Genomic DNA, 24,707 nt, shown 5'->3' on the forward strand with positions numbered 1-24,707 from the left:
CAGCCGGGAACTGCCTGATCGACTTCGCGTTGCTCAAACAAGTCAACGCAACCGGAGGACAGCCCGATGAGCTCGATCTACGACGCCATCAAGCAAGATCACGACAATCACCGCGCCCTGATGAAGAAGATCGCCGATACGTCCGGCGACAGCGCGGAGCGCACGCAGGCGTGGAATGAGTTCTATTACGACATCAAGTCCCATGCCGCCGCCGAGGAAGAGACCTTCTATTCCAAGTTGATGACCAAAACCTGGGGGCAGGATTCGGCGCGTCACTCGGTCGAGGAACATGCCGAGCTCGACGATCTGCTCGAAGAGCTCAACGAGATGGACATGGCGAGCCCCGGTTGGCTGAACAAGTTCCACAAGCTCGAGCATGATTACAATCACCACATGGACGAGGAAGAAGACGAAATCTTCGGCCGCGCCAAGGACGTGATCGACGAAAGCGAAATCGAGAATTACGGCGAGAAATTCCTCGAGCGTAAGAAGAAGGAAATGAAGCTGGTCGACGAGAAGAAGAAAGACAGTCTCGAAGACTAATCGGGGTCTGAGGCTCAGGGTGGCTCGGCTTCGGCCAGAGCCCCTTCGCCTGACCCATCTGCGCCTTTTGCGCTGGCGCGCTCCTCCGCCGCGAATAGAAAAAGGCCCCGCTCCATCCGGAACGGGGCCTTTTAAATCGGTAACCGTGCGAGGATCAGTCCTTTTGCGGCAGAACCCGCAGGCGCAACTCGCGCAGCTGTTCGTTCATCGGCTCCGACGGCGCGCCCATCATCAGGTCTTCGGCGCGCTGGTTCATCGGGAACATGATGACTTCACGGATATTCGCGGTATCGGCGAGGATCATCACGATCCGGTCGATGCCGGCGGCGCACCCACCGTGCGGCGGAGCGCCGTATTTGAACGCCTTGACCATACCGCCGAAGCGCTTCTCGACTTCCGACGCCGGGTAGCCCGCGATCTCGAACGCCTTGTACATGGTCTCGAGCTTGTGGTTCCGGATCGCGCCCGAGAGGATCTCGTAGCCGTTGCAGGCGAGGTCGTACTGGTAGCCTTTGACCTGCAGCGGGTCGCCCTCCAGCGCCTCCATTCCGCCTTGCGGCATCGAGAACGGGTTATGCGAGAAGTCGATCTTGCCCTCGTCATCGGCCTCGTACATCGGGAAGTCGACGACCCAGGCGAACTTGAACTTGGTCTTGTCGGTCAGGCCCAGCTCTTCGCCGATCACGTTGCGCGCACGGCCTGCGACGCCCTCAAAACTCGACGGTGCGCCGCCGAGGAAGAAGGCCGCATCGCCCTCGCCCAGACCCAGCTGCGCGCGGACCGCTTCGGTCCGCTCGGGGCCGATATTCTTCGCCAGCGGGCCTGCGCCTTCGAGCGAGCCATCCTCGCCCTTTCGCCAGAAGATGTAGCCCATGCCCGGCAGGCCCTGCTCCTGCGCGAACTTGTTCATCCGGTCGCAGAACTTGCGCGAGCCGCCCGTGGGGGCCGGGATCGCACGAATCTCGGTGCCATCCTGTTCGAGCAGTTTCGCGAAGATCGCGAAGCCCGAGTCGCGGAAGTGATCGGAGACCACCTGCATCTCGATCGGGTTGCGCAGATCGGGCTTGTCGGAGCCGTATTTCAGCATCGACTCGGCGTAGGGGATGCGCGGCCAGACCGGATCGACGGTGCGGTCATCGGCGAATTCCTCGAACACGCCCTGGATCACCGGCTGCATCGTGTTGAAGATGTCTTCCTGCTCGACGAAGCTCATCTCGACGTCCAGCTGGTAGAAGTCGGTGGGCGAGCGGTCGGCGCGCGGATCTTCGTCACGGAAGCACGGCGCGATCTGGAAATACTTGTCGAAGCCGCCGACCATGATCAGCTGCTTGAACTGCTGCGGCGCCTGCGGCAGCGCGTAGAACTTGCCCGGATGCAGGCGCGAGGGCACGAGGAAGTCGCGCGCGCCTTCGGGCGACGACGCGGTGATGATCGGCGTCTGGAATTCGTTGAAATCGGCGTCCCACATGCGTTTGCGCATGGATTTCACGACGTTGGAGCGCAGGATCATCTTGTCATGCAGGCTCTCGCGGCGCAGATCGAGGAAGCGATAGGCCAGACGGGTCTCTTCGGGATATTCCAGTTCGCCGAAGACCGGCAGCGGCAGTTCCTCGGACTCGCCCAGAATTTCGATGTCGCGGACATAGACCTCGATCTCGCCGGTCGGGATCTTCGGGTTGATCAGGCTCTCGTCGCGCAGCTTCACGGTGCCGTCGATGCGGATCACCCATTCCGAGCGCGTCTTCTCCATCGTCTTGAAGGCGGGGCTGTCGCCGTCACAGAGCACCTGCGTCATACCGTAATGATCGCGAAGATCGATGAAGAGCACCCCCCCGTGATCGCGCACGCGATGGACCCAGCCCGCGAGGCGGACGGTCTCACCGGCGTTGGCGGCGCTCAGATCTGCGCAGGTATGGCTGCGAAAGGCATGCATGGGAGGCTCCCCGGATCGAGAATTGCGTATAGTCGCGCCGATACACCCGTTGAGCGCGCAAAAGTCAAGCTGTGCGGAGGCACACAGGCCCGTCTCGAGCTGTTCACGCGCGCGTGGCTCGAAAAAAGGTAAATTTTCGGTTAACTTCAGAGACAACGGGAACTTTGGTAATTTCACAAAGGTTGCCGTCGTGAAGGCTAACGCTGGAGCCTGCCAAGCCCCGGCATGATCCGGAGAGACCATATGAGAGCTTGGGACTCGCTTCTCGACCGAATGTTGCGCCACCTGATCCGCAGGGGCACGCTTGAACTCGTCTATTCGGACGAGACGCTCAGACGCTATGGCGACGGCACCGGAGACCCGGTTCGCGTCACCATCGAAAACCCCGACGTGACGCGGAGGATCGTGCTGCGGCCCGATCTCGGCGTCGGCGAAGGCTATATGAACGGCGACTACACGATCGCGAATGACGATCTGCGTGGCTTCCTCGCGCTTGCGATCCGCAACCAGACCGGTTCGGGCATGCCGTGGTTCGAAAAACCGCGCGAGGCGAGCCGCTTCTTCGGTCGCCGTTTTGCGCAGTTCAACCCGGTCAACAAGGCGCGCACCAACGTCGCGCATCACTATGACCTGTCGGGCGAGCTTTATGACCTCTTCCTCGATGAGGACCGGCAATATAGCTGCGCCTATTTCGAGCGCCCCGACATGACGCTGGAAGAAGCGCAGGAGGCGAAGAAACACCATATCGCCAAGAAACTGCTGATCGAACCGGGCATGACCGTTCTCGATATCGGTTGCGGCTGGGGCGGCATGGCGCTGACGCTGGCACGCGATTTCGGCGCGAACGTGGTGGGGGTGACGCTGTCCACCGAACAGCACGCGCTGGCCCGCAAACGGGTGAAGGAGGCCGGCCTCGAAGACAAGATCGACATCCGCCTGACCGATTACCGCGATGTGACCGACAAGTTCGACCGGATCGTCTCGGTCGGCATGTTCGAACATGTCGGCGTGCCGCATTACCGCGAATATTTCTCGAAGGTGCGCGAGCTGTTGAAACCGGGCGGCGTCTCGCTGATCCATTTCATCGGACGCTCGGGCCCCGGTGGCGCGACCGCCGATTTCATAACGAAATACATCTTCCCCGGCGGCTATTGCCCGGCCATGTCGGAAGCGTCGAACGCGGTCGAGCATGAAGGCCTCATCACCACCGACCTCGAGGTCTGGCGGCTGCATTACGCGGAAACGCTGCGCCATTGGTGCGATCGGTTCGAAGCGAATATCGACAAGGCCGTCGCGCTTTATGACGAGCGGTTCTGCCGGATGTGGCGCTTCTATCTCGTGGCGTCCGAGATGGCCTTCCGCCATGGCGGGCAGGTCGTGTTCCAGTATCAGCTGGCCCATGAGGTGGGCGACGTGCCGCTGACGCGCGACTACCTCTATCGCGACGAAGACGAACAGGAACACAGGCTGGCCGCCGAGTAAGTCGACCCCTCCCTGACCGGGCTGAAATCAGGCTGCGCTCCTCCCGGTGCGCGGCCTGACAGACTTGGGCGCACGCCCTCGCGTCACCCTGCAACCCGGCTATCGCGTCCTGACCCTCTTGCGACGCCTGACCCTTTGCGTATAAAGCGCCTCAATTTGCGCAGTGACCAGAGGGGATTCCCATGCCGAAGAGAACAGACATCACGTCAATCCTCATCATCGGCGCCGGGCCCATTGTGATCGGGCAAGCCTGCGAGTTCGACTACTCGGGCGCCCAGGCCTGCAAAGCCCTTCGCGAAGAAGGCTACCGCGTCATCCTCGTAAACTCGAACCCCGCGACGATCATGACCGATCCGGGGCTCGCCGACGCCACCTATATCGAACCGATCACCCCGGAAGTCGTCGCCAAGATCATCGAGGCCGAGCGCCCCGACGCGGTGCTGCCGACGATGGGCGGCCAGACCGGCCTGAACACCGCGCTGGCGCTGGCCGATATGGGGGTGCTCGAGAAATTCGGCGTCGAGCTGATCGGCGCGAACCGCGACGCGATCGAGATGGCCGAAGACCGGAAGCTCTTCCGCGAGGCGATGGACCGGATCGGCCTCGAGAACCCGAAAGCGACCATCGTGTCCTCGCCCAAGCGCGAGAACGGCACCTATGACGTCAACGAAGGCGTGCGTCAGGCGCTGCTCGAGCTGGAGCATATCGGCCTGCCCGCGATCATCCGTCCCGCCTTCACGCTGGGCGGCACCGGCGGCGGCGTCGCCTATAACCGCGAAGATTACGAGCGCATCTGTCGCTCGGGCCTCGACGCCTCCCCGATGAGCCAGATCCTCGTCGACGAGTCGCTGCTGGGCTGGAAAGAATTCGAGATGGAGGTCGTGCGCGACAAGGCCGACAACGCCATCATCGTCTGCGCCATCGAGAACGTCGACCCGATGGGCGTCCATACCGGCGACTCGATCACCGTGGCGCCCGCGCTGACGCTGACCGACAAGGAATACCAGATCATGCGCAACGGCTCGATCGCCGTGCTGCGCGAGATCGGCGTGGAGACCGGCGGGTCGAACGTGCAATGGGCGATCAACCCCGAAGACGGCCGCATGGTCGTGATCGAGATGAACCCGCGCGTGTCGCGCTCCTCGGCGCTGGCCTCGAAAGCGACCGGCTTCCCGATCGCGAAGATCGCGGCGAAGCTGGCCGTGGGCTACACGCTCGATGAGCTGGACAACGACATCACCAAGGTCACGCCCGCCTCGTTCGAGCCGACCATCGACTATGTCGTCACCAAGATCCCGCGCTTCGCCTTCGAGAAATTCGCAGGCTCCAAAGCCGAACTGACCACCGCGATGAAATCGGTGGGCGAGGCGATGGCGATCGGCCGGACCTTCCACGAATCCGTGCAGAAAGCGCTGGCCTCGATGGAGACCGGCCTGAGCGGCTTCGACGAGATCGAGATCGACGGCGCGCCCGAGAAGGCCGCCGTCATCAAGGCGATCTCGCAGCAGACGCCCGACCGGATGCGCCTCATCGCACAGGCGATGCGCCACGGGCTGAGCAACGAGGAAATCCAGCACGCGACCTCTTTCGATCCGTGGTTCCTCGACCGCATCCGCGAAATCGTCGAGGCCGAAAACGAGATCCGCAAGAAGGGCCTGCCGCTCGACGAGAAGGGCCTGCGCAATCTCAAGATGATGGGCTTCTCGGATGCACGTCTGGCCACGCTGACCGGCCGCGACGAGGCGCAGGTCCGCCGCGCCCGCCGCAATCTCGGCGTCACCGCGGTCTTCAAGCGCATCGACACCTGCGCTGCCGAATTCGAGGCGCAAACGCCCTACATGTACTCGACCTATGAAGCCCCCGCGATGGGCGAGGTCGAATGCGAGGCCCGTCCGTCGGACCGCAAGAAGGTCGTCATCCTCGGCGGCGGTCCGAACCGGATCGGCCAAGGGATCGAGTTCGACTATTGCTGCTGTCACGCCTGTTTCGCGCTGACCGATGCGGGTTACGAGACGATCATGGTCAACTGTAACCCCGAGACCGTGTCGACCGACTACGACACCTCGGATCGCCTCTATTTCGAGCCGCTGACCCTCGAACATGTCCTCGAAATCCTGCGGGTCGAGCAGGATAACGGCACGCTGCACGGCGTGATCGTCCAGTTCGGCGGCCAGACGCCGCTGAAACTCGCAAACGCGCTGGAAGCCGAAGGCATCCCGATCCTCGGCACCACGCCCGACGCGATCGACCTCGCCGAAGACCGCGAACGGTTCCAGGACCTGCTCAACCGCCTGGACCTGAAGCAGCCCGTCAACGGCATCGCAAGCTCGGACGAGCAGGCGTTCGAGATCGCGGGCCGCGTCGGCTATCCGCTGGTGATCCGTCCCTCCTACGTGCTGGGCGGCCGCGCGATGGAGATCGTGCGCGACCTCGACCACCTCAAGCGCTACATCAAAGAGGCCGTGGTGGTCTCGGGCGATAACCCGGTGCTGCTCGACAGCTATCTGGCGGGCGCGATCGAGGTCGACGTGGATGCGCTCTGCGACGGCGAAAGCGTCCATGTCGCGGGCATCATGCAGCATATCGAGGAAGCTGGCGTCCACTCGGGCGACTCGGCCTGCTCGCTGCCGCCCTACTCGCTGAGCCCCGAGATTGTGGCAGAACTGAAGGTGCAGACCGAGAAGATGGCCAAGGGCCTCAACGTGGTCGGCCTGATGAACGTGCAATTCGCGATCAAGGACGGCGATATCTACGTCCTCGAGGTCAACCCGCGCGCCTCGCGCACCGTGCCCTTCGTCGCGAAAGCCACCGACTCGGCCATCGCGTCGATCGCAGCGCGCCTGATGGCGGGCGAGAAGCTGTCGGCCTTCCCGGCGCGCCCGCCCTACCCCGAAGGTGTCGGCCCCGACACGCCGCTGCCCTTCGCCGATCCGCTGACGCTGGCCGATCCGCAAACGCCGTGGTTCTCGGTCAAGGAGGCCGTGCTGCCCTTCGCCCGCTTCCCGGGCGTCGACACGCTGCTCGGCCCGGAAATGCGCTCCACCGGCGAGGTGATGGGCTGGGATCGCGACTTCCCGTCGGCCTTCTGGAAAGCCCAGCTTGGCGCGGGCACCGTGCTGCCCGAAAGCGGTCGCGTGTTCTTCTCGATCAAGGACTCGAACAAGACCGACGATCTGGCCGAAGCCGCAGCCTCGCTGGTCTCGATGGGCTTCACCATCGTCGCGACTGGCGGCACCGCCGCATGGCTCGCCGAGCATGGCGTGGAAAGCGAGAAGGTTCTGAAGGTCTATGAGGGCCGCCCGAACATCGTCGACCGGCTGAAGAATGACGAGATCGACCTCGTCTTCAACACCACCGACGGCAGCCAGGCGATCTCGGACAGCCGCGACATCCGCGCGGTCGCGCTCTATGACAAGATCCCCTACTTCACCACCGCCGCCGCCTCCATCGCCGCCGTCTCGGCGATCAAGAGCCGGAAAGAGGGCGAGGTGAACGTCCGCTCGCTGCAGTAAGCGACGGATACAATTAGAGAAATGATGTGACTCGCGGAACACGGTTTCCGCGAGTTTCTTTTTCAACCCGAGGGTGATCTTGCTGCGCCTCGGTGGCTCACGCATGGCTAAATCCTAAAAACAATTTCATGAGGCAAGTTTATGAAGAAATGCGTTTTCGTAGCCGCGGCCCTTTTCGCGGCGCTCCCGCAAATCTCCAGCGCGGCTGAAATCACCGGCGGCACCGTCGGCATCGGCTTTTCGCAATTCACCGATGACGGCGATCTCGACAAGACCTCGGCCACCGGCTCGCTCGAAGTCGGGTTCAACCGGCAATTCTCGCTGCAAGGCGATCTGGCCTTCGCGAGTTTCGGCGCAAGCGACACCGACGCCAACAACGTCGCACTTCACGCGATCTACCACGCCGGTCCGGCCACCTCCTTCGGCGCCTTTGCGGGCCACGACCACGCCGAAGGCGCAGGGCTGGATTACTATGGCCTCGAAGCGGGCCATTCCTACGGCCAGTTTGGCGGCGAAGCTTATGTCTCGCACGCCAAGGAAGACGGCGTCAGCGGCAACCTGTTCGGCCTGTCGGGGCGCTATGCAGTCAACGACGCGTTCGGCGTGACTGCGGGCTATGACCATATCGACGTCGAGAGCTTCGACGCGAACCGCACGCAGATCGGCGTCGACTACAAGCTCGGCAACGTGACGCTGAGCGGCGATTTCGGCCATGCCGATGGCGACGAACTGGGGTCGAGCAACTACGTCTCGGTCGGTGCGACCTTCGCCTTCGGTCCGCAGCGGCGCACCACGTTCAAGCAGCGTGATCTGATCCGCGTCATCCCCGGTCTCTGACCGCGACGCGCTTGCAGGGGAAAGGCGGCCTTCCGGGGCCGCCTTTTTTATATACTCAGGCCCGCTGTGCCCGCCGCGCGAGCCAGCTTTGCCACGCGGCCGGAGAGCCCGCGAAGGCGTTCATGTCCACGTTCCCCGGCACGCCCGGCACGACACCCGTGCCGCTATACTGCCAGAAGCTCCAATCGGCGCCGGGGTAGCGCTCCATCGGGTGCGCGGTGACCGAGCGCAGCCACATTTCATAGCCGGAGAAGCGCGACAGATCGTTGTCACGCCAGAAATCGATCGTCGTGTAGATCACCGGGCGCGTGCCGTAATGCCGCGTCAGGGCCGCGAGGAAGCGGTGCATCTCGGCGCGGGTGACATGGGCCGCAGGACGACGCTGGCAGGTGCGCGAGGTGTGGTTCCACTCGATATCCAGCACCGGCGGCAGATCGCCCCGGCGGCGCGGCACGTTGCGGATATACCAATCGGCCTGCTCTTCGGGGGAGCGGCAGAAGTAATAGAAGTGATAGGCCCCGACCGGCACGCCCGCCGCCCGCGCGCGGGTCGCGTTGATGTGGAAACCCGGATCGGAGTGATCGCCCCCTTCGGTCGCCTTGAGCCACGCGAAGGACACCCCCGCCGCGCGCGCCCGGCGCCAGTCGATCTCGCCCTGATAGCGCGCCGCGTCGATCCCGTGGACCGGCAACCGCGCCGGCGCCAGACCTTCCCAATCATGCGGGTCGGTATCGCCGAAGCGCGCGGGAATGCCGCTCGCCCGGTAGTTCGAGGCCGACAAAACCGCCGGACGCATCAATTTGGCCTGCTTGCCACTTGGCGCGCCGCCGCAGCCCGCCAAGGCCAAGGCTGCGCCCGAGACGAAGAACCTGCGCGAAATCCCCATGCTCACTCCCCCGTGATTTTTTCCCAGCCTCTCATGCAAACGCCCGCCTGTCATCGCTGACAGGCGGGCGTCTTTTGACATCGGCGAGGCTTCGCCTAAGAGGGGTCGCTCAGCTCCGGGGGCCGAAATCGGCTTGGGTCAGCACGCCATCACCGTCGCGATCGCGCATCGCGAACCACTGATCGGTGCCACTCACGAATTCCGCGCGCGAGATCACCCCGTCGCCATTCGCATCGAAGGCTCGCAGCCCTTCGGCGGTCGGAATAACATGCCCCGAACGCATCGCGTTGCGGCCCTGACCCTGTCCCTTGCCGGGTCCCTGCCCCATGCCCTCGGGCACCTGATGCCCCGGACCTTTGCCAGCCTCGCGCTCCATCTCCTTATGCTCGTCGATCATCGCGATTTCCGCGACGGAGTAGGTGTCATCCTCGTTCGCGTCGAACATCGTGAAAATGTCGCCGCGCCGCTCGCGGGCTTCGGAGAGCGTGACGCCGCCATCGCCATCGAGATCCCATTGCAGGAGAAATTCCTGCCCCGGCACCGGGGCGCTTTGCGCGAACCCCGGAGCGGCACCGAGCATCAGTGCCGCGGCAAACGGGGCGGCGAGAGAAGCGATGCGTTTCATCTGTCTGTCCTTCATTAGATATGTCGCTAATGAAACGAAACGGCCCGCGCCTTTCCGGCGCGGGCCTGACAACATGTCGCAGAGCGGGGCCGCTCAGCCTTTCGCAGCGGCCAACTCGTCCCAGCAGCCCAGCGCGTGACCGGCATACATCACCCCCGGGCCACCGCCCATCTGGATCGCCATGGCGAGCACGTCGCCCAGCTCCTCGCGCGTGCCGCCCGCCTTCATCAGCGCCTCGACATGGAACATGATGCAAGGCTCGCAGCGCAGCACGACCGCCATGCCGAGCGCGATGAATTCCTTGGTCTTCACATCGAGCGGCCCGTTCTCCTTCACCGCTTTCGACAGCACGCCAAAACCGCCGACAGCGTCGGGGATCGTCTTGTTCATCACGCGTAGCTCGTTGCGCATCTCGTCGATTTTCGCCTTGTAGCTCATCGCAGGTCTCCTTCGCATTTCGTCCCTCGCGGCGTGACACGGGGCGCGGGCGAAATCCTTGACCTGCGTCAAGCCAAAGGGACGGCGCTGCGTGATGTGACCAAAGTTGAGGGGCCCCCCCCCCGGCGCGGGACGCGCGCCTCCCCCGGGATATTTTCACCAAGCCGAAGACAGCAGAGTTTTCCCCTTCGCCTTGGCGCAAATATCCCGGGGGGTGAATTCGCGCAGCGAAAAGGGGGGCAGCGCCCCCCTTCTCCGGTCTCGATCAATCGAGGTTCAGCCGTCGACGCGGATTCGCGCGTTGCTCGGATCGTGCGGGCTGTCCTCGGTCACTTCCGCCGGGTAATCGGCGCCGAGGATACGCACGCTCAGCTTGGTGCCCGGCTCGGCCAGATCGGGGCGCACATAGCCCATTCCGATCTGCTTGCCGAAGGCCACCGACCAGCCGCCCGAGGTCAGACGCCCGACCTTCTCGCCATCCTGTTTGATCACTTCCTTGCCCCAGGGATCGGCATCGTCCGGCCCATCGATCAGAAGCGTCACGCATTTCGAGCGGATACCGGTGTCGAGCATCGCCTGCTTGCCGGTGAACTCCTTCTCGAGGTCGATGAAGCGGTCGAGACCGGCTTCCTGCGGGGTCGCATCGCGGCCCAGCTCGTTGCCGAAGGCGCGATAGCTCTTCTCCTGACGCAGCCAGTTCTGCGCGCGCGCGCCGACGAGCTTCATCCCGTGCTTCTCGCCCGCCTCGACCAGCAGGTCCCAGAGGTAGCGGCCGAATTCGACCGGGTGATGCAGCTCCCAGCCCAGCTCGCCCGTATAGGCCACGCGCACGGCGCGGACCGGGCACATGCCCAGCTCGATATTGCGCATCGAGAGCCACGGGAAGCGCTTGTTCGACAGCACCGTCTCCGGATAGGCGTCCTTGACCACCTCCTGCAGGATCTTGCGCGCATTGGGGCCCGCCAGTGCGAAGACGCCCCATTGCGTGGTCACGTCGTGGCAATCGACATAATCGCCGCCCGCGGTGCGGAAATCCTCGATCGATTTACGCAGGAAGTCGCCGTCGTAATCGGTCCAGGCGCCCGCCGAGATCAGGTAGTACTCATCCTCGGCCAGACGCACGATCGTGTATTCGGTGCGGGTCGTGCCGGCTTCGGTCAGCGCGTAGGTCAGGTTGATCCGGCCCACTTTCGGCAGCTTGTTGCAGGTGAAGGCATCGAGGAAAGCCGTCGCGCCGGGGCCGCGCACCATATGTTTGGTGAAGGCGGAGGCGTCGATCAGACCGGCGGTGTCGCGCAGCGCCTCGGCCTCGTCCTTGGCATATTGCCACCATTCCCCGCGACGGAACGAGCGGCTGTCATGGTCGAAGCTCGAGGGCGCATCCTTGGGGCCGTAATAGTTCGGGCGTTCCCAGCCGTTGGTCTGGCCCATCTGCGCGCCCGCCGCGATCTGGCGATCATAGGCGGGGGCGGTGCGCAGCGGACGGCAGGCTTCGCGCTCCTCATCGGGGTGGTGCAGGATGAAGACGTGCTCATAGGCCTCTTCGTTCTTGCGCGCCGCGTATTCGGTGGTCATCCACGAGCCGTAGCGCTTGGGATCGAGCGAGGCCATGTCGATTTCGGCTTCGCCTTCGACCATCATCTGCGCGAGGTAATAGCCGGTGCCGCCCGCAGCCGTGATGCCGAAGGAGAAGCCTTCCGCCAGCCACATGTTGCGCAGGCCCGGCGCGGGGCCGACCAGCGGGTTGCCATCGGGCGTGTAGCAGATCGGGCCGTTGAAATCGTCCTTCAGGCCGACTTCCTCGGAGGTCGGGAGGCGATGGATCATCGACATGTATTCTTCTTCGATACGCTCCAGATCGAGTTGGAACAGATCGGCGCGGAAGGTCTCCGGCACATCATAGAGGAAGCGCGCGGGCGCGTTGCGCTCGTAGGGGCCGAGGATCCAGCCGCCGCGTTCCTCGCGGACATACCATTTCGCATCGGCATCGCGCAGCACCGGGTGCTCGGGGTTACCCTCGGCGCGCCATTTGACCAGCGCCGGGTCGGCGTCGGTGACGATGAACTGGTGTTCGACCGGGATCGCGGGAATCTTGATGCCCAGCAGGCGCGCGGTGCGCTGCGCGTGGTTGCCGGTGCAGGTCACGACGTGTTCGGCGCGGATTTCGATCTCTTCGCCGGAGCCGACGAGGTTGCCGCCCTTCTCGACCATCTTCTCAAGCGTCACGACCCATTCCGAGCCGGTCCAGCGATAGGCGTTGACCTGCAGCTTGCGCGCGATCTCGGCACCGTGCTGACGCGCGCCCTTGGCCATCGCCTGCGTCACGTCGGCGGGGTTGATATAGCCGTCCTGCGGGTGGAACAGCGCACCCTTGAGGTCTTCGGTGTTCAGAAGCGGCCAACGCTCCTTCATCTGCGCGGGCGTGAGAAACTCGTGATAGACATCCGCGGTCTCGGCGACGGAGGAATAGAGCTTGTACTCGTCCATCCGTCCCTGCGTCTGCGCCATGCGCAGGTTGCCCACGATCGCGAAGCCCGCGTTCAAACCGGTCTCGGCCTCAAGCGTCTTGTAGAAATCGACCGAGTATTTGTGGATGTGGGTCGTCGCGTAGCTCATGTTGAAGAGCGGCAGCAGACCCGCCGCGTGCCAAGTCGAGCCCGAGGTCAGCTCGTCGCGCTCGATGAGCAGCGTGTCCCAGCCCGCCTTGGCAAGATGGTAGGCGACACCGCACCCGACTGCGCCGCCACCGACGACCAAAGCTTTCACATGGGATTTCATCGCGGGGCCTCCTTGCCGATACGGACGTAGGGGCAGATTGACCCTCATAATCGCAAACGCAATCCGATCCGGGCGACATTCGCGCGACAAAAACGACAAAAGCGCACGCGCGGCGCTTCGGGGGCGCGGCGCCTGCCCGGCGGGACCCGATTGTGAAAGCTCAAGCCCCATTGGACGCACGCAAACCCCGCGATGACGCTTCCGTGAGGCGAGTCGCGAATCCGTGTTTGGTTCCCGCGAATTGCAAAAATTTTTCCCCCATTTGCACAGGAACTGTGCGCGGTTTCACCAGTTTTGAGACCATCAGAGGCCGGGGAAACCGAAAACGGGACCGACGCGCCTCACGTAAAACGAAAGGGAGACGAGATATGAAAAAGCTCATCACCACTACCGCCATCGGCCTGATGCTTGCCCTGCCCGCACATGCCGAAGACAAAGCAAATGCCAACGCGACGGCTGAAGCCAACGCGAACGCTTCGGCCAACATGTCGGGCGACATGTTCATGAAGTCGATTCCGGACTCCTTCAACGCCTCGGGCCTCATGGGCAAGCGCGTCTACATTTCGAAGGACAAGGTCGACGCCAAGACCGCGATCAACGAAGCGCAGGACAGCTGGGATGACGTTGGCGAAGTCAGCGACGTCGTGATCGGCACCAACGGCGAAGTCGATGCCGTGCTCGTCGACGTGGGTGGTTTCCTCGGCATTGGCGAGAAAACCGTCGCGATCTCGATGGATTCGCTTAACCTGATCCCCGACGGCGACACCGACAATTCCTATTTCGTCGTCGCTCAGGGCAGCAAGGACCAGCTGGACCAAGCGCCGAAATATGACGCCGAAATGCAGACTGCGTTCAGCGCGGACGCCAATGGCGACATGAACGGCAACGGCGAAGACATGCAGAACGCCGATGCGTCGCAGAAGATGGATGAGGCTGGCGACAACGCCGAAGCCGCTGCCACCGCGACCGCCGCTGCTGCAGGCGCCGCTGCGAACGAAGCTGCCGACAAGACTGCCAAGGCTGCCGATAACGCAGGCGAAGCGATGGACAACGCCGCCGAGAACACTGCCGACGCTGCTCAGAACGCCGCGCAGGAAACCGAGCAGGCGATGAACAACGCTGGCGACAAGACCGAAGAGATGGCGAAAGACGCCGCTCAGAACACCAAGGAAGCTGCAAACGCGACTGGCCAAGCCGTCGAGAACGCGGCTGACAACGCTGGCGAAGCGACCAAGGAAGCCGCCAATGAAACCGGCAACGCGATCGACGACGCCGTCGACAGCACTGCCGCTGCCGTGGGCACCATGGGTCAAGCTGACCAGGAAGACGGCCAGAAGGTCGATATCGCTTCGGTCGCTCCCGACACGCTGCGTGGTGAAGGCGTCTATGGCCCGAACGACGACAAGGTCGGCGACGTGTCCGAGCTGGTTCAGGGCAATGACGGTAAAGTCTCGGGCGTCGTGATCGACGTGGGTGGCTTCCTCGGCATTGGCGCCAAGCCGGTCGAAATCAAGGCGAGCGAGCTGACCGTTCTGCAGAACGACACCTCGATCACCGTGCATACCGGTCTGACCGAAGAGCAACTGAAGAAGCTTCCGAAATACGAAGCGAAGTAATCTTCGGATGATGTGACGGAGAGCCGGGGGCAGCCCCTGCTCCCAGCGAAGGCCCCGGGCGTGTCCCGGGGCCTTTCGTCATTGCTGGCCCGACTCAACCGAAGCCCAAATGAAAAGGCCCCGGATCTCACCGGGGCCTCAAAACAGTTTCGCGCGGATCAGGTCATCGACGGCACGACCAGATCCGGCGGGCGGTGCCCGTCGGCGAAGGTCTTGATGTTGACCAGAACTTTCTCGCCCATCTCCACGCGCCCCTCGACGGTGGCCGAGCCCATATGCGGCAGCAGCACCACGTTCGACAGCTCGCGCAGCCGCGGATTGACCTCCGCGCCATGCTCGAACACGTCGAGCCCGGCCCCGGCCAGCTCGCCCGCGCGCAACGCCCGCGTCAGCGCGTTCTCGTCGATCACCTCGCCCCGCGACGTGTTCACGATCACCGCCTCGGGCTTGAGCATCTTGAGCCGCCGCGCATTGAGCAGATGGAAGGTCGAAGGCGTGTGCGGGCAGTTCACCGAGATCACGTCCATCCGGCTCACCATCTGGTCGAGGCTGTCCCAGTAGGTCGCCTCCAGCTCCTCTTCGATATCGGGGTGAACCTTGGTGCGGTTGTGATAGTGGATCTGCATCCCGAAGGCCTTGGCGCGCCGCGCCACCGCCTGACCGATCCGGCCCATGCCGAGAATGCCCAGCCGCTTGCCGCCGATGCGATGGCCCATGAAGGCGGTGGGCGCCCAGCCTTCCCAATTGCCCGCCTGCATATGCGCGAGCCCCTCGGGAATGCGCCGCGTCACCGCCAGCATCAGCGCGATGGTCATATCCGCCGTATCATCGGTGACGACGCCGGGCGTATTCGACACCAGCACCCCACGCTGACGCGCCGAGGAAACGTCAATGTGATCGACCCCGGCACCGTAATTCGCGATCAATTTCAGCCGCTCGCCGGCCTGCGAGATCATCGACGCGTCGATCCGGTCGGTCACGCAAGGCACGAGGACATCGGCGCGTTTCATCGCCTCGACCAGCTCCTCCCGGCTCATCTTGCGATCGTCGTGATTGAGCTCGACCTCGAACAATTCCTTCATCCGGGTCTCGACGACCTCGGGCAGGCGTCGCGTCACGACAACACTCAGGCGCGGTGCAGGCATCTCGGTCCTCTCCTCTCTTCCATCGCGGGGCGGTTGGATGCAAACTGCCCCTCAAAGCGGGCAGGCACAAGGCCCGGCAAGAGCAGTAATGGCCGAAATCGACATGGGAGCGCAATTTTATTGCGCGCCGGATGTTGCAGACCCGCGGATCAGCCAGCGGGCGGGCCGGGAGATGAGGCGGACGATGACGGGCAGCAAAATCCTCGCGGCGGTATCCTCAATTGCGATTCTGGTCGGCGCAATCTGGAGCGTGTCGGGCAATGCCTCGGGCGCGCAGTCGAAATCGAACGCCGCCGCCGCTCAGCCTGCTGCAACCAGCCAGACCACCAAGCCGCAAGCGAAGCCCGCGGCCAAGCCCGCCCCCAACGGCCCCGACGTGCAACTGGCGAAACCCCAGCGCCGCGGCCCGGTCACCCACCTGCCGATTCCGCGCTATGTCTCGCTCAAGGGCTCGAAGGGCAATGTGCGTCGCGGCCCCTCGCTCTCGCACCGGATCGACTGGGTCTTCACCCATCCCGGCATGCCGCTGAAAGTCACCGCCGAATTCGGCCATTGGCGGCGGGTCGAGGATAACGAGGGTCAGGGCGGCTGGATTCACTACACGCTGATCTCGGGCGTGCGCAACGTGATCGTCATGCAGGACATGGTCTCGCTCCATGCCCGCCCCGATCCGAAATCCGCAGTGACCGCCAAGGCGCAGGCCGGAGCGATCGCGGGCCTCGGCGCCTGCACCCATGATTGGTGCGAAATCGAGGGCTCGGGCGCGGATGGCTGGCTGCCCAAGACCGAAATCTGGGGCGTCGACCCCGACGAGACCCGTGACTGAGACGCTCACCTGCGCTAGAGGATCGGCGCAAAGGTAGAGACGGCGGCGATGGCCTATAGCGAAAACGAACACCGGATGAACACCTCGGCGGGTCTGGCCTCGGTCGGCACCGCAGCACTGCTCGTTGCGATCAAGGCCTGGGCGCTGTGGCAGACCGGCGCGCTCTCCGTGGGCGCCTCGCTCGCCGACAGCGCGGTGGACCTGTTGATCTCGGGCGCAGGGCTGCTGGCGATCCTCTATGCCGCGAAGCCCGCCGATGACGATCACGCCTTCGGGCATAGCTCGGCCGAAGACCTCGCAGCCCTCGGTCAGGCGCTGATCGTGCTGGGCGCGGGCATCACGATCGGCATCACCGGCGTTCAGCGCCTGCTGGCCCCGACCCCGCCCCCGCTTGCCGCCGAAGGTATTGGGATCGCGGTCATGGTCGCCTCCGCAGGGATCACCTTCGGCCTGATCTGGTGGCAGGGCCGCGTGGCCCGCAAGACCGGCAACAAAGTCGTCGCCGCCGACCGGCTGCACTATGTGGGCGACCTGCTACCGACACTGGGCGCGATCCTAGCGCTCTGGCTCTCGCATGCCTTCGGCTGGGGCGACGTGGACAGCATCGTCGCCCTGATCGCCGCCGCGATCATGCTAGCCGGCGCGGCGAAGATCTTCATTGGCGCATGGCACGCCCTGATGGACCGCGCGGCCCCTGACGATGTGATCGAAGGCATCGCCAAGATCGCCCGCGACTGGCCCGGCGTGCGCGGCTTCCACGATCTCAAGACCCGCACCGCAGGGGCACAGATCTTCGTGAACCTGCATATCGAACTCGACGGGGATCAGACGCTGGAAGAGGCCCATGACATCGGCGCCGCGCTCAAACGCGCCATCGTCGAAGCCTATCCGCAGGCCGACGTCATCATCCACAAGGATGTCTATCGCGGCTGAGCACGAAAGGGGGCTCTGCCCCCGCGGCTTACGCCGCCCCCCGGGATATTTCGAGCAGTTGGAAAGCAGATTGTCCTGCTTCCAACTGCCTTAAGTATCCCCGCCGGAGGCTCCGGCATCACCACCCGCTCAGGCGGCAGGATCAAGCAGCCCGCGGCCCTTCAGCAGAGGCTCGACCCCCGGCATCTTGCCCCGGAACTCGGTGTAAAGCTCCTCCGGCGGCCGCGAATTGCCTGCCGACAGCACGAAGCGTTCGAGCTTCGCCGCCGTTTCCGGATCGAATACGTCGCCTGCCTCATCGAAGGCTTCGAACGCATCGGCATCCATCACCTCGGACCACATGTAGCTGTAATAACCAGACGAGTAGCCGTCGCCCGAGAAGACATGGGCGAAATGCGGCGTCGCGTGGCGCATCCGGATCGCATGCGGCATGCCGATCTCGCGCAGCACCTCGGCCTGTTTCGCCATCGGATCTTCCGGGGCCGCACCCTCGTGGAAGGCCAGATCGACCAGCGCCGACCCGAGATATTCCACCGTCGAGAAACCCTGATCGAAGGTGGCAGCCCCTTTCAGCTTCTCGCGCAGCTCCATCGGCATCGGCTCGCCGGTCTTGTAGTGGCGCGCATGCTTTTCCAGCGTCTCGGGCACGTCGAGCCAATGCTCGTAAAGCTGGCTCGGCAGCTCCACGAAATCGCGCGCAACCGAGGTGCCCGAGAGGAACTGATAGGTCACATCCGACAGCATCTGGTGCAGCGCATGACCGAATTCATGAAACAGCGTGCGCGCGTCGTCATGGGACAGAAGCGCCGGATCGCCCTTCGCGAAGTTGCACACGTTCACCACTATCGGCACCGGCGCGCCGCCCAGCTTGCGCTGCGAGCGCATCGCCGAGCACCACGCGCCCGAGCGTTTCGAGCCGCGCGCAAAATAATCGCCGAGGAAGACGGCCAGCACTTCGCCCCCGCGCGACACTTCCCAGCCGCGCACGTCGGAATGATAGAACGGCCCGTCGATCTCCTTGAACTCCAGCCCGAAGAGCCGGTTCGCCGTATCGAAGGCTGCGCCGATCATCGCGTCGAGCGAGAGATAGGGCTTGATCTGCCCCTCGTCGAAATCGTGCTCTGCCACGCGGCGTTTCTCGGCATAGTAGCGCCAGTCCCACGGCTCGAGATCGCCGTTGATCCCGTCGGCATGCATCATCTCGGCCAGCTTCGCGGCATCTGCCTCGGCGGCGGATTTCGCAGGCTCCCAGACGCGCATCAGAAGGCCGCGCACGGCCTCAGGCGTCTTGGCCATTTCGGGCTCCAGTTTGTACGCGGCGAAACTGTCATAGCCCAGCAGCTTCGCGCGCTCCTCGCGCAGCTTGAGCACCTCGGCGGCGATCTCGCGATTGTCGGTCTCGCCCCCATTCGCCCCGCGGGCCGTCCAGGCTTCATAGGCAATCCGCCGCAATTCGCGATTGGGCGAGAATTGCAGGAAAGGCACGATCAGCGAGCGCGAGAGCGTCAGCACCGGGCCGTCCTGCCCGCGCTCCATGCCCGCCGCGCGGGCGGTGTCCACGACGAAATCGGGCAGGCCTTCGAGGTCTTCCTCGGCCAGCGGGCGGAACCAACCGCTCTCGTCGGCCAGCAGGTTCTGACTGAACTGCGTGGTGATAGAGGCGAAGCGCTGCTTGATCTCGCGCATCCGCTCGGCCGCGTCCCCTTCCAAGGCAGCCCCCGACCGGGTGAACATCTGATAATATTGCTCCAGAAGCCGCGCTTGCTCCGGGCCAAGTCCGAGGCTCTCGCGGCTCTGCCAAAGCTGGTCGATCCGCGCAAACAGCGCGGTGTTCATCGTGATCTCGGAGGAAAAGGCCGCGAGCTTCGGCGCCAGATCGCGCATCAACTCCTGCCGCGCTGGCGTCGCATCGGCCCCGGCGAGGTTGTAGAACACGCCCGCGACCTTCTCGAGCGCCTCTTCCGCCAGCTCCATCGCCTCGATCGTATTGGCGAATGTCGGGGCGTCGGGCGAGTCCGCGATCGCCGCGATATTGGCACGCGCCTCGGCCAGCGCCGCGTCGAACGCAGGCGCAAAATCGGCGTCAGAAATTTGCGCGAAGGGCGGGAGTTCGTAGGGGCCGGTCCAGACGGCGAGAAGCGGGTTGGTCATGGCGGGTCTCCTTTGCATCGCAAGCTAGGGCGCGTGCTCAGGATTGACCATCCCCCGCGCCGCGCACTTCGCCGCAAACCGCGCAATCGGCACGCCGCTTCACGCCGAACTGACGGCTCTCACCCCAGAGCGCATCATAGATCATCAGCCGCCCGCGCGCGGATTGCCCCGCGCCGGTGATCTCCTTGAGAGCCTCGGTCGCCATCATCGAGCCCACCACGCCGGGCAGCGCGCCCACGACGCCCGCCTCGGCACAGCTCGGCGCAAGCCCGGCGGCAGGCGCTTCGGGGAACACGCAGGCATAGCAGGGCGCACCCTTCGCCGGATCGTAGAGCGACAGCTGTCCTTCCCATTGCGTGATCGCGCCGGAAATCAGCGGCGTGCCGGTCGCCACGCAGGCCGCGTTCACCAGATAGCGCGTGTCGAAATTGTCGGTCCCGTCGAGGACGAGGTCATACTCCGCGACCAGCCCTTCGGCATCCTCGGCGCTCAGGCGACGGTTATAGGGCAGCACTTCGATATGCGGGTTGAGCGCCAGCATCGCCTTTTGCGCGGAGAAGACCTTGGGCATCCCGAGATCGGCATCACGATGGATCACCTGCCGCTGCAGGTTGGAATTCGAGACGACATCATCATCGACAACGCCAATCCGCCCCACCCCGGCCGCGGCGAGATACAAAAGCGCGGGCGAACCCAGCCCCCCGGCCCCGACCACAAGAACCTTAGCCTGCTTGAGCCGCTTCTGTCCCGGCCCGCCGATCTCGCGCAGCATGATGTGGCGCGCGTAGCGATCCAGTTCGGCCTCGGAAAAGCTGCCCGGTTTGGGCGCGGGCGCCTCAGCCTCTTTCGCCTCGGCCTTCGCGCGGATCGCCCCGAGCATCCGGCGATAGATCAGCACCAGCGCGACGACGACACCGAGGCCAATCCAACCCGCAAGCGAACCGCCCAGAACGCGCGCGAGCGGACCAAATCCGGGGACCGGCAGATGCGCGATCACCAGCGCCGCCCAGATCAGCACGAGCATCCCGAAGATCGCACGCGCGGAGGCCTTGAGCACCAGCCCGAGCCCCACGATCGCCGCCATCAGAACCAGCCCGAGCATCGCTCAGACCTTTCCGGTCGAGCCAAAGCCGCCCTCACCGCGTGCCGTGTCGCCCAGAGCGTCCGTGACCTCGAAGCGCGCCTGCACCACCGGGGCGACGATCGCCTGCGCGATGCGGGCACCATGCTCGATCAGGTAGGGCTCGGTGCCAAGATTGATCAGCAGCACACCCAGCGGCCCGCGATAATCGGCGTCGATCGTGCCGGGCGTGTTGGGCAGGCTGATCCCGTGCTTCAGCGCCAGCCCCGAGCGCGGCCGAATCTGCATCTCGAACCCTTCGGGGATCTCGACGCGCAGCCCGGTCGGAATGATGGCACGCTGCATCGGCGCGAGTGTGATCCCGCCCGCGCGATCCTCGGCGGCGAGATTGGCGCGCAGGTCGGCCCCGGCGGCGCCGTGGGTCTCGTAGCGCGGCAGCGCAATCTCGGGATCGGCCCAGTCTTCGCGCAGAACCTTGATGATCGGTGTGCTCACGTGTCTCACTCCTGCCCGATGTCGCGCGGGCGTCAAATGCGGATGCCTCCGGCGGGGATATTTGGACCAAGCCGAAAGAGGCGCTCTTCGTTTCGGCTTGGCATAAATATCCCCCGCGGAGCGTCCCTCAGGCGCCAGCCGCGCCCAAGCTTTCTGTGATGCGCGCAGCCAACCGCCGCGCGACCTCTTGCTTGCCCATCCGGTCCCAGCTTTCCGCGCCGGTCTCGTCGATGATCGTCACCGCATTCTCGGTCCCGCCCATGATCCCGGTCGCGGGGCTCACGTCATTGGCGACGATCCAGTCGCAGCCCTTGCGGGCGCGTTTGTCGGCCGCAAACCGTGCGACGTCATGGGTCTCGGCGGCGAAGCCCACCACGAGGCGCGGTCGCCCTTCGCCCATCTTCGAGACGGTGGCGAGGATATCTGGATTCTCTGCGAATTCGAGCGCGGGCGGCGCGCCGGTGCCGTCCTTCTTCATCTTCCGCTCAGCCGCGTTCGCCACGCGCCAATCGGCCACGGCGGCCGCGAAGATCGCGGCCTCGGCGGGCAGCGCGGTCTGCACCGCGTCCAGCATCTCGCGCGCGGTCTCGACCTTGACCACCCGCACGCCCGCAGGCGGCGCGACCGTCGCGGGGCCGGTGACGAAGGTGACTGTCGCGCCGAGGTCCCGCAGCGCCGCGGCAAGGGCCGTGCCCTGCGCGCCCGAGGAGCGGTTCGCGATATAGCGCACCGGGTCGATCGGCTCATGGGTGGGCCCAGACGTCACGAGGACATGGCGGCCCTTCAGCGGACCGTCCGACAGCGCGGTATCGATCGCAGCAAGGATCGCCTCGGGTTCGATCATCCGGCCCTCGCCGAACTCGCCACAGGCCATGTCGCCCTCGGTCGGGCCCGCAAAGATCACGCCATCGGACTTGAGCGTTGCGATATTGCGCTGCGTTGCGGGGTGCTCCCACATCCGCACATTCATCGCGGGCGCGATCAGCACGCGTTTGTCTGTGGCAAGCAGCAGGGTCGAGGCGAGGTCATTGGCCAGACCGTTCGCCATCTTCGCCATCAGATCGGCGGTGGCGGCCACGACGACCACCAGATCGGCGGCGCGCGACAGCTGAATATGACCGATCTCGGCTTCATGCGTCAGATCGAAGAGGTCGGAATGAACCGCCTCGCCCGCGAGCGAGGAGACGGTCAGCGGCGTGACGAACTCGGCCCCGGCCTTGGTCAGGACCGGGCTCACCGAGGCCCCCGCCCCGCGCAGCAGACGGATCAGCTCGGGCGCCTTGAAGGCTGCGATACCGCCGCCGATGATCAACAGGATGCGTTTGCCCGCAAGCATTTGCCTCTCCGTGAAACTCTCTCCGATGGTCTAAGCGCCGGGGCGCATTGGCGCAAGGATCACTTGAACGCGGCGCAGGGATCGGCGCGTTCGGTCGGCGGCGTGATGATCCAGTCGTCAAAGGGCTGCGTGCCGGGATCGGTGCCCGGCTCCGCCTCGATCTGACCGATCGCCACGACCTTCGCCTGCGGGTCCGCCTTGCGCAGAAGCGCGGGCACGGCGAGGTCGGTCTTCGCATGGCCAGATCCGGTGATGACCGCGACCGGCCCGCCGGTTTCATTCAGCGCCTCGAGCGCCACCCGCGCGAAGGCCGCATCGCGGAAGCGTTGCGCCGCAACCATGCCGGGCAGCAGATCGGGCGGCAGCGCGTTGCAGTGATCCTCTTGCGACTCCGCTTCCAGCTTGGCCTGCAGGCCTTCCGGATAAGGCTGGTCGAGCCCGTAGCGCGCCGCATTCGGCCCAAACACCTCCGGCAGCGGCTTGGTCATCGCAGCGCGCACCGTGTCGCGCGGCTGCGCGGCGCCATAGACCTTCGCATCGCCCAAAGCGGCGAAAATCGGATAGTAGATCGCGAAATCGGGCCAGCCCGAATTGTCCCAGTCCAACGCCTTTTCCAGAGCGTCCTCATCTTTCAGAAGCGTCGGCGTGATCTTCGCCGCCTGCTCGGGCGTCAATTGCTCGAACACCACGGCGGCGGGCTTCAGCGCCTTGATCGCACGCGCCTGATTGAGGTGATGGGTCGGGTTGTCGTGTATCTCTCCCAGAACGACAATATCGCCCGACAGCGTATCCAGCTGGGCGGGCGATATTTCCGCTGCAAGGGCAGGACCGGTCAGAGACAGCAGGCAGAGCGTGGCAAGAAACTTCTTCATACGAAGAAGCTTTGCACCTCGCCCTGATGGGTTTCAAGCGATTTGCGCATCTTGCCGAAAGCCTGCGCTTCGAGCTGACGAATACGCTCTTTCGAAAGCCCCAACTCTTCACCGAGGCTTTCCAAAGTGCGCGGATCTTCGATCAGACGACGCTCGCGGACGATATAGGCTTCGCGGTCGGTCAGACGGCCCATCGCCTCGCCCAGCCAGACTTTCATCGTCTGACCGTCATGGCTGTCGGCCACGGTTTCCTCGGGGCTCGCGCCGTCATCTTCCAGCGTATCGACCCATTCGCGGCCTTCGTCTTCGCTGGACTGCGTGGCATTAAGCGAGAAGTCGGACCCGGACAGGCGGCCTTCCATCATCTCGACATCCGAGAGCGGCACGCCGATCACTTCGGCCACGCGCTGACGCAGCTGCATCGCATCGAGCTGTTCGCCCTCTTGCTGCGCTTCGCGGGTCAACTGGGCCTGAACGCGGCGCATGTTGAAGAACAGCGCCTTTTGGGAAGACGTCGACCCGGTGCGCACCATCGACCAGTTGCGCATCACGAATTCTTGGATCGAGGCTTTTATCCACCACACCGCGTAGGTCGAGAACCGCACACCGCGTTCCGGGTCGAACTTGTCGGCGGCTTTCATCAGACCAAGTGAGGCTTCCTGGATCAGATCGTTCATGGGCGCGCCGTAGCGGCGGAACTTCGAGGCCATCGAGATCGCAAGACGCATGTAGGCCGTCACAAGTCGGTGCAGCGCCTGCTCGTCTCGATTATCGCGCCACGCTCGCGCCAGTTCTGCTTCGGTTTCTGCGTCCAGGAACTCTGCCCGCATTGCTTGGCGTGGCAGGGTTTCATCGGTCATACCATCGAGTGCCATTTACAATCTCCCTGGGGTGTCCAGCCCAAACCGGCGCAACCTTGAATTGGGTGGCTGCTTTGCCCACCCAATGCGAATGACATGTTTTGGTTCCTCACGGAAATGTTGAATTTTGCCTGAAACTTTGTGCGCGTGGCGCACTTGACGACGTTTTCAAGCGAAAAATGGAAGAAATTCATGCCGCTACGGGAAGGCCATCACTCCTTCTTGAGCACCGCATATCATAAGCGTGCTCACGGACACTTGAGCGGCTGTAACGCAACATGTTGATCTTGTGCGCGAAACTGAAGCGATGGCTGTGCAGATATGCAGGAATTGCACCTTTATCCCTCTATTTCCACTG

The 24,707-nt window shown here is 64.2% G+C and carries 19 protein-coding genes; 7 read left to right on the top strand and 12 right to left on the bottom strand.

The features are described from left to right. Positions 1–66 precede the first annotated feature (66 nt). Positions 67–543, top strand: coding sequence for a hemerythrin domain-containing protein (locus BMI87_RS07275; RefSeq protein ID WP_078520485.1), 477 nt, complete (start codon positions 67–69; stop codon positions 541–543). A 154-nt stretch (positions 544–697) separates the two neighbouring features. Here the strand turns inward: BMI87_RS07275 and aspS are convergent, their stop codons facing one another. After that, positions 698–2,476: an aspartate--tRNA ligase gene (aspS, locus tag BMI87_RS07280; RefSeq protein ID WP_078520486.1), complete on the bottom strand. Its 1,779-nt coding sequence runs from the start codon at positions 2,474–2,476 to the stop codon at positions 698–700. 243 nt (positions 2,477–2,719) lie between these two features. Here aspS and BMI87_RS07285 point away from each other — a divergent pair, with 243 nt between their 5' ends. From BMI87_RS07285 to BMI87_RS07295, 3 genes are all read left to right on the top strand, one after another. Then, positions 2,720–3,958, top strand: coding sequence for a cyclopropane-fatty-acyl-phospholipid synthase family protein (locus BMI87_RS07285; RefSeq protein ID WP_078520487.1), 1,239 nt, complete (start codon positions 2,720–2,722; stop codon positions 3,956–3,958). A 182-nt stretch (positions 3,959–4,140) separates the two neighbouring features. Continuing rightward, entirely contained in the window at positions 4,141–7,470 is a 3,330-nt protein-coding gene (gene carB / locus BMI87_RS07290) for a carbamoyl-phosphate synthase large subunit (RefSeq protein WP_078520488.1), read from the top strand. 141 nt (positions 7,471–7,611) lie between these two features. Next, positions 7,612–8,307, top strand: a complete 696-nt coding sequence (locus BMI87_RS07295) for a porin (protein WP_078520489.1) — start codon at positions 7,612–7,614, stop codon at positions 8,305–8,307. A 55-nt stretch (positions 8,308–8,362) separates the two neighbouring features. On the opposite strand, the gene BMI87_RS07300 is transcribed toward BMI87_RS07295, so the two are convergent. The 4 genes from BMI87_RS07300 to BMI87_RS07315 form a co-directional block, all read right to left on the bottom strand. After that, positions 8,363–9,193 carry a GH25 family lysozyme gene (locus tag BMI87_RS07300; RefSeq protein ID WP_078520490.1) on the bottom strand — a complete coding sequence of 277 codons (831 nt, stop codon included), beginning with the start codon at positions 9,191–9,193 and terminating at the stop codon, positions 8,363–8,365. A 109-nt stretch (positions 9,194–9,302) separates the two neighbouring features. Beyond that, entirely contained in the window at positions 9,303–9,818 is a 516-nt protein-coding gene (locus tag BMI87_RS07305) for an EF-hand domain-containing protein (RefSeq protein WP_168175171.1), read from the bottom strand. Between the two features lie 93 nt (positions 9,819–9,911). Further along, positions 9,912–10,256: a carboxymuconolactone decarboxylase family protein gene (locus tag BMI87_RS07310; protein WP_078520492.1), complete on the bottom strand. Its 345-nt coding sequence runs from the start codon at positions 10,254–10,256 to the stop codon at positions 9,912–9,914. A gap of 276 nt (positions 10,257–10,532) precedes the next feature. Next, positions 10,533–13,034 carry an FAD-dependent oxidoreductase gene (locus tag BMI87_RS07315; RefSeq protein ID WP_078520493.1) on the bottom strand — a complete coding sequence of 834 codons (2,502 nt, stop codon included), beginning with the start codon at positions 13,032–13,034 and terminating at the stop codon, positions 10,533–10,535. 368 nt (positions 13,035–13,402) lie between these two features. Here BMI87_RS07315 and BMI87_RS07320 point away from each other — a divergent pair, with 368 nt between their 5' ends. Then, entirely contained in the window at positions 13,403–14,650 is a 1,248-nt protein-coding gene (locus tag BMI87_RS07320; protein ID WP_078520494.1) for a PRC-barrel domain-containing protein, read from the top strand. 158 nt (positions 14,651–14,808) lie between these two features. On the opposite strand, the gene BMI87_RS07325 is transcribed toward BMI87_RS07320, so the two are convergent. Next, a complete protein-coding gene (locus tag BMI87_RS07325; RefSeq protein WP_078520495.1) occupies positions 14,809–15,795 on the bottom strand; it encodes a D-glycerate dehydrogenase in 987 nt (328 codons plus the stop codon). 184 nt (positions 15,796–15,979) lie between these two features. Between BMI87_RS07325 and BMI87_RS07330 the strand changes: the two genes are divergently transcribed. Both BMI87_RS07330 and BMI87_RS07335 read left to right on the top strand, forming a co-directional pair. Continuing rightward, positions 15,980–16,621 carry an SH3 domain-containing protein gene (locus BMI87_RS07330; RefSeq protein WP_078520599.1) on the top strand — a complete coding sequence of 214 codons (642 nt, stop codon included), beginning with the start codon at positions 15,980–15,982 and terminating at the stop codon, positions 16,619–16,621. A 48-nt stretch (positions 16,622–16,669) separates the two neighbouring features. Continuing rightward, positions 16,670–17,554, top strand: a complete 885-nt coding sequence (locus BMI87_RS07335) for a cation diffusion facilitator family transporter (RefSeq protein ID WP_078520496.1) — start codon at positions 16,670–16,672, stop codon at positions 17,552–17,554. 129 nt (positions 17,555–17,683) lie between these two features. On the opposite strand, the gene BMI87_RS07340 is transcribed toward BMI87_RS07335, so the two are convergent. The 6 genes from BMI87_RS07340 to BMI87_RS07365 form a co-directional block, all read right to left on the bottom strand. Continuing rightward, entirely contained in the window at positions 17,684–19,705 is a 2,022-nt protein-coding gene (locus tag BMI87_RS07340; RefSeq protein ID WP_078520497.1) for a M3 family metallopeptidase, read from the bottom strand. A 37-nt stretch (positions 19,706–19,742) separates the two neighbouring features. After that, a complete protein-coding gene (locus BMI87_RS07345; protein WP_078520498.1) occupies positions 19,743–20,807 on the bottom strand; it encodes a HesA/MoeB/ThiF family protein in 1,065 nt (354 codons plus the stop codon). Between the two features lie 3 nt (positions 20,808–20,810). Next, positions 20,811–21,281: a dUTP diphosphatase gene (gene dut / locus BMI87_RS07350; protein WP_078520499.1), complete on the bottom strand. Its 471-nt coding sequence runs from the start codon at positions 21,279–21,281 to the stop codon at positions 20,811–20,813. 127 nt (positions 21,282–21,408) lie between these two features. Next, positions 21,409–22,617, bottom strand: coding sequence for a bifunctional phosphopantothenoylcysteine decarboxylase/phosphopantothenate--cysteine ligase CoaBC (gene coaBC, locus BMI87_RS07355; RefSeq protein ID WP_078520500.1), 1,209 nt, complete (start codon positions 22,615–22,617; stop codon positions 21,409–21,411). A 59-nt stretch (positions 22,618–22,676) separates the two neighbouring features. Continuing rightward, on the bottom strand, positions 22,677–23,489 hold the full coding sequence (locus BMI87_RS07360) for a ChaN family lipoprotein (RefSeq protein WP_078520501.1): 813 nt from the start codon (positions 23,487–23,489) through the stop codon (positions 22,677–22,679). Next, positions 23,486–24,364 carry an RNA polymerase factor sigma-32 gene (locus BMI87_RS07365; RefSeq protein WP_078520502.1) on the bottom strand — a complete coding sequence of 293 codons (879 nt, stop codon included), beginning with the start codon at positions 24,362–24,364 and terminating at the stop codon, positions 23,486–23,488. Before BMI87_RS07365 ends, BMI87_RS07360 begins: the two co-directional genes overlap by 4 nt. Positions 24,365–24,707 lie beyond the last annotated feature (343 nt).

The sequence above is a fragment of the Thioclava sp. F28-4 genome, from assembly GCF_002020045.1.
Classification (GTDB): Bacteria; Pseudomonadota; Alphaproteobacteria; order Rhodobacterales; family Rhodobacteraceae; genus Thioclava; species Thioclava sediminum.

Excerpts from the sequence above, each read along its gene's own strand:
- BMI87_RS07275 (WP_078520485.1), top strand. The coding sequence starts at position 67 with ATGAGCTCGATCTACGACGCCATCAAGCAAGATCACGACAATCACCGC.
- aspS (WP_078520486.1), bottom strand. The coding sequence starts at position 2,476 with ATGCATGCCTTTCGCAGCCATACCTGCGCAGATCTGAGCGCCGCCAAC.
- BMI87_RS07285 (WP_078520487.1), top strand. The coding sequence starts at position 2,720 with ATGAGAGCTTGGGACTCGCTTCTCGACCGAATGTTGCGCCACCTGATC.
- carB (WP_078520488.1), top strand. The coding sequence starts at position 4,141 with ATGCCGAAGAGAACAGACATCACGTCAATCCTCATCATCGGCGCCGGG.
- BMI87_RS07295 (WP_078520489.1), top strand. The coding sequence starts at position 7,612 with ATGAAGAAATGCGTTTTCGTAGCCGCGGCCCTTTTCGCGGCGCTCCCG.
- BMI87_RS07300 (WP_078520490.1), bottom strand. The coding sequence starts at position 9,193 with ATGGGGATTTCGCGCAGGTTCTTCGTCTCGGGCGCAGCCTTGGCCTTG.
- BMI87_RS07305 (WP_168175171.1), bottom strand. The coding sequence starts at position 9,818 with ATGAAACGCATCGCTTCTCTCGCCGCCCCGTTTGCCGCGGCACTGATG.
- BMI87_RS07310 (WP_078520492.1), bottom strand. The coding sequence starts at position 10,256 with ATGAGCTACAAGGCGAAAATCGACGAGATGCGCAACGAGCTACGCGTG.
- BMI87_RS07315 (WP_078520493.1), bottom strand. The coding sequence starts at position 13,034 with ATGAAATCCCATGTGAAAGCTTTGGTCGTCGGTGGCGGCGCAGTCGGG.
- BMI87_RS07320 (WP_078520494.1), top strand. The coding sequence starts at position 13,403 with ATGAAAAAGCTCATCACCACTACCGCCATCGGCCTGATGCTTGCCCTG.
- BMI87_RS07325 (WP_078520495.1), bottom strand. The coding sequence starts at position 15,795 with ATGCCTGCACCGCGCCTGAGTGTTGTCGTGACGCGACGCCTGCCCGAG.
- BMI87_RS07330 (WP_078520599.1), top strand. The coding sequence starts at position 15,980 with ATGACGGGCAGCAAAATCCTCGCGGCGGTATCCTCAATTGCGATTCTG.
- BMI87_RS07335 (WP_078520496.1), top strand. The coding sequence starts at position 16,670 with ATGGCCTATAGCGAAAACGAACACCGGATGAACACCTCGGCGGGTCTG.
- BMI87_RS07340 (WP_078520497.1), bottom strand. The coding sequence starts at position 19,705 with ATGACCAACCCGCTTCTCGCCGTCTGGACCGGCCCCTACGAACTCCCG.
- BMI87_RS07345 (WP_078520498.1), bottom strand. The coding sequence starts at position 20,807 with ATGCTCGGGCTGGTTCTGATGGCGGCGATCGTGGGGCTCGGGCTGGTG.
- coaBC (WP_078520500.1), bottom strand. The coding sequence starts at position 22,617 with ATGCTTGCGGGCAAACGCATCCTGTTGATCATCGGCGGCGGTATCGCA.
- BMI87_RS07360 (WP_078520501.1), bottom strand. The coding sequence starts at position 23,489 with ATGAAGAAGTTTCTTGCCACGCTCTGCCTGCTGTCTCTGACCGGTCCT.
- BMI87_RS07365 (WP_078520502.1), bottom strand. The coding sequence starts at position 24,364 with ATGGCACTCGATGGTATGACCGATGAAACCCTGCCACGCCAAGCAATG.